At 37.5% G+C, this 9,003-nt stretch carries 11 protein-coding genes; 2 read left to right on the top strand and 9 right to left on the bottom strand.

Annotated elements, in window-relative coordinates; translation table 11 throughout:
* Nucleotides 1–51: 51 nt before the first annotated feature.
* The 6 genes from ACZYT3_RS11170 to ACZYT3_RS11195 form a co-directional block, all read right to left on the bottom strand.
* Nucleotides 52–585, bottom strand: a complete 534-nt coding sequence (locus ACZYT3_RS11170; protein WP_464088704.1) for a dihydrofolate reductase family protein — start codon at nucleotides 583–585, stop codon at nucleotides 52–54.
* 2 nt (nucleotides 586–587) lie between these two features.
* Complete coding sequence (locus ACZYT3_RS11175; protein WP_464088705.1) at nucleotides 588–1,028, bottom strand: N-acetyltransferase; 441 nt, start codon at nucleotides 1,026–1,028, stop codon at nucleotides 588–590.
* 70 nt (nucleotides 1,029–1,098) lie between these two features.
* Nucleotides 1,099–1,290 carry a DUF3781 domain-containing protein gene (locus ACZYT3_RS11180; RefSeq protein WP_464088706.1) on the bottom strand — a complete coding sequence of 64 codons (192 nt, stop codon included), beginning with the start codon at nucleotides 1,288–1,290 and terminating at the stop codon, nucleotides 1,099–1,101.
* A gap of 26 nt (nucleotides 1,291–1,316) precedes the next feature.
* Complete coding sequence (locus ACZYT3_RS11185; protein ID WP_464088711.1) at nucleotides 1,317–2,090, bottom strand: MBL fold metallo-hydrolase; 774 nt, start codon at nucleotides 2,088–2,090, stop codon at nucleotides 1,317–1,319.
* A gap of 2 nt (nucleotides 2,091–2,092) precedes the next feature.
* Complete coding sequence (locus tag ACZYT3_RS11190) at nucleotides 2,093–2,461, bottom strand: hypothetical protein (protein WP_294561840.1); 369 nt, start codon at nucleotides 2,459–2,461, stop codon at nucleotides 2,093–2,095.
* A gap of 14 nt (nucleotides 2,462–2,475) precedes the next feature.
* Complete coding sequence (locus tag ACZYT3_RS11195; protein WP_464088707.1) at nucleotides 2,476–2,814, bottom strand: cupin domain-containing protein; 339 nt, start codon at nucleotides 2,812–2,814, stop codon at nucleotides 2,476–2,478.
* A 338-nt stretch (nucleotides 2,815–3,152) separates the two neighbouring features.
* On the opposite strand from ACZYT3_RS11195, the gene ACZYT3_RS11200 reads away from it, so the two are divergent.
* Nucleotides 3,153–5,270 carry a peptidoglycan-binding domain-containing protein gene (locus tag ACZYT3_RS11200; RefSeq protein ID WP_294561842.1) on the top strand — a complete coding sequence of 706 codons (2,118 nt, stop codon included), beginning with the start codon at nucleotides 3,153–3,155 and terminating at the stop codon, nucleotides 5,268–5,270.
* Between the two features lie 33 nt (nucleotides 5,271–5,303).
* Here ACZYT3_RS11200 and ACZYT3_RS11205 read toward each other — a convergent pair whose 3' ends face one another.
* Complete coding sequence (locus ACZYT3_RS11205; protein ID WP_464088708.1) at nucleotides 5,304–6,752, bottom strand: DUF2779 domain-containing protein; 1,449 nt, start codon at nucleotides 6,750–6,752, stop codon at nucleotides 5,304–5,306.
* Nucleotides 6,753–6,790: 38 nt separating this feature from the next.
* A complete protein-coding gene (locus ACZYT3_RS11210) occupies nucleotides 6,791–7,735 on the bottom strand; it encodes a helix-turn-helix transcriptional regulator (RefSeq protein ID WP_294561844.1) in 945 nt (314 codons plus the stop codon).
* 154 nt (nucleotides 7,736–7,889) lie between these two features.
* Here ACZYT3_RS11210 and ACZYT3_RS11215 point away from each other — a divergent pair, with 154 nt between their 5' ends.
* Nucleotides 7,890–8,693, top strand: coding sequence for a putative ABC transporter permease (locus ACZYT3_RS11215; protein ID WP_464088709.1), 804 nt, complete (start codon nucleotides 7,890–7,892; stop codon nucleotides 8,691–8,693).
* 30 nt (nucleotides 8,694–8,723) lie between these two features.
* Here the strand turns inward: ACZYT3_RS11215 and ACZYT3_RS11220 are convergent.
* On the bottom strand, nucleotides 8,724–9,003 hold a 280-nt coding region (locus tag ACZYT3_RS11220; protein WP_464088710.1), incomplete at its 5' end, for a hypothetical protein.

The following is a 9,003-nucleotide window of genomic DNA, read 5'->3' on the forward strand; positions in this document are numbered from 1 at the left end:
TATCAATCACATAGACTGGTGATCCGGCAACACTCTTCTAGTTAATTATGATCATTGATTGATATATATCCCCTGTATCAGACCGTTTTCTTCCTTTACCTTTTTTAATTTAAGTTTGATTTTTCCATGACCTTCTCCAAAAAGACGAATTCCTTTTCCTAAGATGACAGGAAGGGTCGTGATATGATATTCATCAATGATATGTTCTTTGATACATTGATCGATCACATGGGCTCCGCCACATATCCAGATATTTTTTCCCTTTTCTTGTTGTAACTGATGGATGAGTTCTTTGATATTCATATTGACATATTTTATATTGACGGTGTCTTTGATGTTTTCACTTGTCAGCACATAGCTTTGAAGATCTTCATATACCCATTTATCTTTTGATAATTCACAAATGATCTGTTTATATGTGTTTGCACCTAAAATAACTGTATCCACATCTTTTATAAAACTCTCATATCCATAATCACTTACATATTCATGATCATTTCCACCAATCCAGTCTACACTTCCCTGATCATCCGCAATAAAACCATCTAAACTTTGTGAAATATATAAAATCACTTTTCTTTTCATCGTCAATCCCCATCTTTATCATCTGCGCTCCACATCATCATATACGCCATTTCTTTTGTCTGTTCATCCATATCTTCATGGAAGATGACAAAGCCCTTTTTCTTATAAAATTCAATTGCATGTTTATTTTTCTTATAGACACTTAATGTCAGCCGGTGCCGATGTTCTTTTGCTTTCTCAAGCAAAAAGCCGCCTATTCCATGACCTTGATAATTTGTATCAACAAAAACACCTTCGATATGCTCATGAACCAATCCTATAAAACCGGCGATTTTATTTTCAATGACATAAACATAGATTTCTGCTTTTGGTAATGCTTCTTCTACAAAACAAACATTCTCTTCCCAATATTTTCTTGAAATAAATGAATGAGCTTTTATATTTTCATTGATCCATATCTGCATGACAGCGTGTATATCGTCCTTCTCGAATTTTCTTATCATTTTTTATCACCGAAACATTTCATGACATGTGCCGTAATGATCGTATAGCTTGATGCGTTGATCGTTATCTTTATAGGACCGATTCACAATACCAGTTCTTTCCTTGCTGATAGATCTTACAATTTTTATCAAGTATTTTTTCTTTGCAGTATGCCACTGCATCCTCACACCCTAAGTTAAGATTCTTTTTTATTCTGTCGACACCTCTTTCAGTCGTATGGATCTTATCCAATTTAGTCAGTAAAACTTCTTTATTCTCCATGATTTCCTTCTTCCTAACGTTTAAGATTAAAGATGAATGCTGAAATTGCCATATTCATAAATACCCTTGCCTTGTTTCAAATTTCCTTTTTCTTCCAGTTCTTTAAATGCTTTCCAGATATCATCGATCAATTGATGACTGACATGTAATGTATGATGCGAAGGCAAGATTTTTTTCACCTCTGTTTTTCTTATCTTATGGATCGATTCCTTAAATTGAATCGGATTGGTTGTCGGATAATAAGCATCCAGCTCACCTTCATATACCAGATCTCCCGTAAACAGATATTTTCTGTCAATATCATAAAAACAGCAATGTCCCGGTGAATGTCCGGGTGTGTGAATCACTTTTATTTTTCTGTTTCCGATATCGATCATATCCTGATCATTTAAGAGCAGTGCAGGTTTTCCTTTGTAAATTTCATATTGATCGATATCAAAGCCTTCTGGAAATAAACAAGGCTCTTTCAACAGTTCCTTCTTAACAGCAGACAATGGGAGCGGAAAATGAAAAAGCCAGTCTTTTTCAAGATGATGGACGGCTATATCACTGAAATACTTATGACCACCGATATGATCCCAATGTACATGAGTGGTTGCCACAAGGATGGGCAGCTGAGTTATGTCATCGACGACTTTCTTAATGTTGGATATACCTAGGCCTGTATCGATCAATAATGCCTGACGGCTTCCTAATAAGACATAAGAATGTGCTTCTTCCCAATGCTGATATTCGCTGATTGCAAACGTGGCATGATCGATTTCTTCAACCGTAAACCACCCATCCACACTTTTTCTCACTTTCAAAAACGACCCTTCTTTCTTTTCTTCTTTTCTCTTTCTTTTGCTTTTCTCAATAAATCGATATGTTTGATATAAACATTATAGGCCATCTGCCAATTCCTGACGTTATGATACAAACTAACAAATATGCAATAATATAAAATGAGCAAAATAAAATGAAGAGAATTATTCCAACGATCACTGATGATAAATAATACAGCCGAAAGTATGAGCCACATCGAAAATGTGACATAAAACAGCCATCTTTTTTTCGCAACAAATGAAAAATATCTTATTTTGATATCAAACTGCTGATCCAATATCTCAAATAAGAAAAAGGCAGCAATCACCAGGATCAGCATCAATATAAAAGTAAAAACCTGATTCAAATAAAACACTTCCTTCAAATCGATGATCGCTCTATGGCAAGGGTCAGCATCACCCGATCATCATTTCCCGTATTAATAATGCTATGTTGAGAACCTTTCTTACAGATATGACAAACACCCGGAATAAGCATTTCCTCTTCTCCATCACAAATAGCTTTGCCTTTTCCTGAAAGAATGTCATTGATATCATCACTTGTCGGATGAGAATGCATGCCGATTGAACCACCTGCATGTATCCTGCAAGGAATAATTTTTCCTTCACTGCTCATATACATTTCTGCGGACATCTCACCACTGCCATGATTCATTCCCGATACACGCATTTCTTTGATTTCATTAAAATTGATAAGCATTCAAATTCCTCCTCATTTAGCTTTACTTGGATATGCATAAGACATGCAAAATACATATATCCTTTGATAATCCTGATTGCTGTTTGGCATAGCTTTTAAAATTCTTTGCAATAACCATATTGACGGTCAATCTTTTCAACAGCCTTGAGATATGTTTCTGCTTCACTGTCATAAAATTCCTTTACCTGCACCTTATATGAGAATTTTTATGTATTCATTGTATCTTTTTATCACAAAAATATCAATATAATCAAAATGTCCAAGACTTTATTTATCCTATCTGGGCGTATGCCTACGAAATATTATTTCTGAAGAATAGGCTGATATAGGAGGTATTTATGCCAACAGGTACACTACAGATTTTTACCAGTCTTGCGGATGAGGCATTAGCACTGAGTAATGTGATCGTTCGTGTCTTTAAAGAAGAAGATGGAATCATCATCTTTGAACAGTATTATATCACAGATATAGAGGGACAAAGTCCGATCATTACCCTTGAAACCAAAAACAAAGATCTATCGCTTGAGGAAAGTAATTCACAGCGTCCTTATGAAATTTACAGCGTTGAGCTGATCCTTCAGGGATATCTGAGTGAATTGATTCAGGGAGTACAGATATTTGCTGATGAAGCCAGTGTCATCAATATGAATATGGTTCCTGATATATTGGTCAATTATGATACAGAAGTAGAAACGATTCCCGACCATCACTTGCTGACCAATTATGGCGGTAATAATGTTTCACAGTCACCGACCCGTATTTTAGGCGGTAATGATGAGCAGGATTATAAGATGGATGAAGAGAATTATCTTACGACGCCGGAGAGGATCATGTTCGTTCAGAAAGGTGTGGTCATTCCCCGTCAGATTCGTGTCCATCTTGGAAGACCTACCGCAAAGGCTGAGGATATTACGGTTGATTTTATTTATTACATTAAAAATGTCTGTTCATCGGAGATTTATCCTACATGGCCGAAAGAGGCTTTATTGGCCAATATCCACGCTCAGGTATCACTTGCCTTGAATCGTGTTTATACAGAATGGTATCGCTCAAAGGGATATGATTTTGATATTACGAATAATACGGCTTTTGATCAGGCATTTGTGAAAAACCGTAATATTTTTGATAGTATTTCTGTCCTGGTTGATGATGTATTCAACCAGTTCCTAAGAAAAAGAAACTTTGCGGAACCCTTTTATGCAGAGTATTGTGATGGCAAGATTGCCCAGTGCCCGGGCATGAAACAGTGGGGAACCTTGACCTTGGCCAATGATGGCTTGAATGCCATTCAGATCCTGCAGTTTTATTATGGCGATGATGTACGTCTGGTATCTTCGGATCGTATTGAAGATGTCAAAGGTTCTTATCCGGGAACACCATTGAGATTAGGCTCACAGGGAGCAGATGTTTATCTCATCCAGCAACAGCTTAATGCCATAGCTGTCAATTATCCGCTGATCACTCCGATTTATCCGGTGGATGGTATTTTTGGACCAATGACCGAAAATGCCGTGCGTGTTTTTCAAAAGCAGTTTAATCTGACACAAGATGGTATCGTTGGGAAGAGCACATGGTATAAGATCAATTATATTTATATCGCTGTCAGAAAATTAGCAGAATTGGGAAGCATCGGGCGCATTGAAAATGAACGCAGCGGTGAATGGCCGCAGGTCGTTTTAAAATATGGTGACCGTGATCTTTATGTTCAACAGATTCAGTTTTACCTTAGTACGATTGCCGCTTATAATAACGCTATATCGCCTATTTCTAACATTGACAGCTTTTTTGGTAATCAGACGCTCAATGCTGTCCGTTCCTTTCAGAAATTTTATGGGTTAAAGGTAGATGGTATCGTGGGTGAAGCTACATGGAACCGTATCTTTTCAATTTATTCGGATATGGTCAATGCAACTAATCCGCCAAATCAGGCACCTGTATATCCCGGAATTGCCATTTCTTTAGGAGCCAGCGGTCAGGATGTCTTAGATATTCAAGAGGCCTTGAATACGGTAGGAATGGAATATCCGTCTATTCCGATCTTAGTCGAAGACGGCATTTTTGGCAGTAAGACAAGACAAGCAGTTGTTCGCTTTCAGGAGCTTTTTGGACTTGATGCTGACGGCATCGTAGGGCCTGCTACTTGGAATGCCTTATTTGAAGCTCAGAATAAGATTCTTAATGGTGATGCCTCCTCCCCATCATTCCCGCCATATCCGGGAACACCTTTACGATTAAATTCAAGAGGTGATGATGTGGCCTTGATTCAAAACCGCCTTAATTTCATTTCTATCTATTATCAGAATATTCCAAGCGTTACTGCTGACGGCATCTTTGGGGTGCGTACCCAGCAAAGCGTAATGGCCTTTCAAAGGATGCTGGGACTTGATCCGGATGGCATCGTCGGGCCGCAGACATGGAACAGGATCAATGAAGTATTCAGTGAATTAAACGGTTAAAAAAAAGAATGGCCAACTGCCATTCTTTACATATCATTTGGATACCTTGTCTTTAAGAAAGTGGAAAAGCACATATTCCGCATATGTATCCATCCCGCAATATTCAAATAAAGCCTCTTTCACTTCCTGTGCATGGGTTGCCTCTAATTCCTGATATTTTTTTACCGCTAAAAGTCCCTGATTGATTTCCAGCTGATCATAGCTCAGATCAGAAAATAAAGATAAAAGCTTTTTCAGATTATACTCACCGGCCATTCGAGTATCATAAATCAGACCACTTGAAAAAGGCAAAGCCAGATCCACCATTCGCTCCCAAACAGCACGCAGCTGCTGTTCATATTGAGGAAACTGTTTTGCCAGCTGTTGAAGGCGTAAGGCCTCTGCACCTTGTGCATTGAACACCAGGATCGTTCCCTCTTTGGGAATCTTAGAGAGCAGATCTTCAATAAAAGCGATACGGCAATCCCCATCGCCGATAAACTGTTCATGGCGAAGCTCTTGTCCTTTTTCTTCGACATGCATCGAATACTGAAATACCAAAACATCATAAGGCTTCATGCCTTTATATGGCGGATAAGCAAAGGTCTGCCACTCAAAATCAAGATATGTGATCGGATAAGCAATCTTCTCGACCCAGGCTTTTAATGCCATCTGATCTATAAATAAACCTCTTTTTTTTGCGGCCATGACCTGAGCATACTGAATTCTGGTAGCTTCGATCTCATCACCGCAGACCATGGCCATATCCGTAATTCCGAATTCCTCACATTCATATTTTTTTGAAGATTGTACAAGATTTAAGATAGAGGTATCATGCTGGTTATTCGGAAAGCATTCTTTGAAAAATTCGCATTTATAATGTGAGGTACAAACAGAGCTGCGTTTTTTCTGAACCTGACTCATATCCGGAAGTGCCTCGATCGCATCTAGGATCTTATCCAGATCACGTCGGTGCTGTTCAATAAGTTCACGGGCTTTCCCGCATTTTTTATTTTTGTCATTATAAAATTCATTACTGATCGTTAAGCATTCAAACACATTGAAGGTATCCTCTCTCACATATTGGGCATTGATATGAATCAGATAGACCTCATCGACAAACATTTTATTTTTAGCCATCACTTCGATCAGATCACTTGCCTTCTGCGCTTCAGAAAGCTTAGGATAACATTGTGAATAAACAAGATATAATATATTTTTATGATCTTTTCTTACAAGACATGGTATTTTTACACGCAAATTACGATAGGCAATACGCGCTTCCAATAAAGTCTGATGCTTTTCGTATGCTTCAAGGGCCAGTGCAGGATCATCATTTCTCTTTCCTCTGAAAATATTATCTAATCCCAAATACTCTGCGACCAATTGGTAAATATCGTACTGAGCCGTTACAAACGGAAAAAAAGGTAAGCTGTTTTGTTTCGAATACCAAAAATATTTATCACACCTTGTAAACTTTCTTAAATCCGATTCATGAAGCATATAATCACCTCTTCATATTATACATGAGTTTTCTTTTACTACAAATAGTTTTGTGCCATTTTCCTAATTTCTTCCTGCATTTCCGCCCTTAATCCAACAGGTGACAGGATCACACAGCTGCTTCCCAAAGAGCAGAGAAACTGCATCGCATTCAGCTTCCCTTCAAAAAGTGTTTTCACATGTAAGATCCGGTCGGCATCAAAGCTCATCATTGGGTTCACGCCCATTTCAGCTTCTGCATATAAAACCGCATTTTCTCCATGAATCAAAAATTCTACTTCTATCGGCTCATCTTTCATCAAACCACTTTTTCCGAGATACGCATTCACATCAAAATCAAGATCTCGGGTAAAATGCTTCTTCAAAATCTTCATTTCTTTCATACGGATATTTGAAAACTTATAGGTTCGAAAATCATGTTTTTGCGGGCAATAGCCAAGACAATAATAAGAGCCGTGAATATTTAATACCTCATAAGGACATAGTTCTACTTTTTTATATGTATCTGCACGTAATGAACGGTAGTCAAAGCTAATGGCACAGCTTTCTTTTTTTGCCTGCTCACACAGTCGGATCATTTTCTGAATATTTTTTTCCAAGGCATGATTTCTGCCGCGGTAGACTACCTCGCTTTGGTTATGAGAAAATACAAGTGATGACTTGATTTTTTCAAAAGCCTGACGATACCTATCCATCGACAAAAAATCCTGATGATTCTTTAAAAAGGAATAAGCATCATTCATGGCCTGCTTTTCATCTTCGCTTAACCGTATCATCGGCAAAGAAGCCTTATCCAATAACCGATAACCGCCATATCTTCCCTTTGTTGTTTCGATCATATAACCGGCAACTTCCAGTTCCTTTTTAAATTCCGCAATATTTCTGGGATTTGTTTCCAGTCTTTCCGCTAATTCTTTTTTTGTAACAAAATCATGGGCATTTAGGATCTGAAGCATTTTGATGCATAGTGCAGTACGATTCATGATTTCCTCCTTTATATCAACATTATTTATGTTAATTAAAGCATAAGTTATTTAGAAATTCAATCTGACATGACTTTTATTGATACAATCTCATCTTTTTACAAAAAAAGGATTGCTATTTCTTTCAGTTTCAACCATAATAGTAATCATGGACATGATCACTGCAATTAATTATTTTCTATATCTGATGATTTACAGCTTTCTGGGATGGGTCTGTGAATCTGCCTATATTTCATTCGGAAGAAAAAAAATTGTCAATTCCGGTTTCATGCATGGACCCTTCTGCCCCATTTATGGATTTGGAGCTATCTTTGTGATCCTGATGCTCTCCTGGCTGGACAATTATCCGTTGCTGGTATTTATATTGGGTATCATCATTACCTCGCTTATTGAATATTTCACCTCATGGCTGTTAGAAATGCTCTTCCATATCATGTGGTGGGATTACTCACAGCGTAAGTTTAATATCAATGGACGTGTCTGTTTACGCAATTCATTTTTGTTTGGATGTATGTCCATCTTTGTGATCTATTTCCTGCATCCTTTAGTAAGTTCTTTTGTAGGAAGTATTTCGATATCACTGCGTCAGCTTATTGCTATCGTATTATTTCTTTATTTAGTCACGGATATCATCTTATCAACACTCCAGCTGATTTCCTTCAAACAGCAATTATCTGTATTTGAAGCTAAATTAGAGGAGATCAAAGGGTTATTGTCTTCTCAGATTCCTGAATTTAACTTTAATGTGAAGGAAAAAATAGAAAGCTTTATGGAAAACACCCCTGAGTTTGATGATCTGAAAAAGCAGCTTTACCAGCATTATCGATCCTTGCGTGAAAGTACGAGGCAAGCACGTTTGCGAAACAGCTTTCCTCATTTAAAGCTCTCTAATAAAAAGCAGCTTCGTGATCTGGGTGAATATTTCAGAAAACAATATGAGAATTTTTCTCAAAAATAAAAAGTGCCGCATGTGTTGCAGGCACCTTTTTTATTTCATGAATGACAAAAGTTCCATCAGTTCATCATTCATCTGATGATCAAGATAATACTTTACTAAAGCTTGTTTGGTGTCTTTGTTCATATACATATAAAAATCACTCAGGTCATCATCTCTTTCTTCACGGATGTAACTCTCTGTCATCTCTGCGATCATTTTCTCATCTAAATAATGAGCATAGTCCCTCAGCTCTTCAGGTCCCATCTTTTCTAAGGCCCACATTAACAGTTCCCTTTTCTGTGTCCTGTTTAAGAATGGTAAAATTTCTTCG

It is taken from the genome of Traorella sp. mt218, assembly GCF_055420025.1.

Bases quoted from the DNA above. Each gene is read 5' to 3' on its own strand.
- ACZYT3_RS11170 (WP_464088704.1), bottom strand. From the start codon at position 585: ATGAAAAGAAAAGTGATTTTATATATTTCACAAAGTTTAGATGGTTTT.
- ACZYT3_RS11175 (WP_464088705.1), bottom strand. From the start codon at position 1,028: ATGATAAGAAAATTCGAGAAGGACGATATACACGCTGTCATGCAGATA.
- ACZYT3_RS11180 (WP_464088706.1), bottom strand. From the start codon at position 1,290: ATGGAGAATAAAGAAGTTTTACTGACTAAATTGGATAAGATCCATACG.
- ACZYT3_RS11195 (WP_464088707.1), bottom strand. From the start codon at position 2,814: ATGCTTATCAATTTTAATGAAATCAAAGAAATGCGTGTATCGGGAATG.
- ACZYT3_RS11200 (WP_294561842.1), top strand. From the start codon at position 3,153: ATGCCAACAGGTACACTACAGATTTTTACCAGTCTTGCGGATGAGGCA.
- ACZYT3_RS11205 (WP_464088708.1), bottom strand. From the start codon at position 6,752: ATGCTTCATGAATCGGATTTAAGAAAGTTTACAAGGTGTGATAAATAT.
- ACZYT3_RS11210 (WP_294561844.1), bottom strand. From the start codon at position 7,735: ATGAATCGTACTGCACTATGCATCAAAATGCTTCAGATCCTAAATGCC.
- ACZYT3_RS11215 (WP_464088709.1), top strand. From the start codon at position 7,890: ATGATCACTGCAATTAATTATTTTCTATATCTGATGATTTACAGCTTT.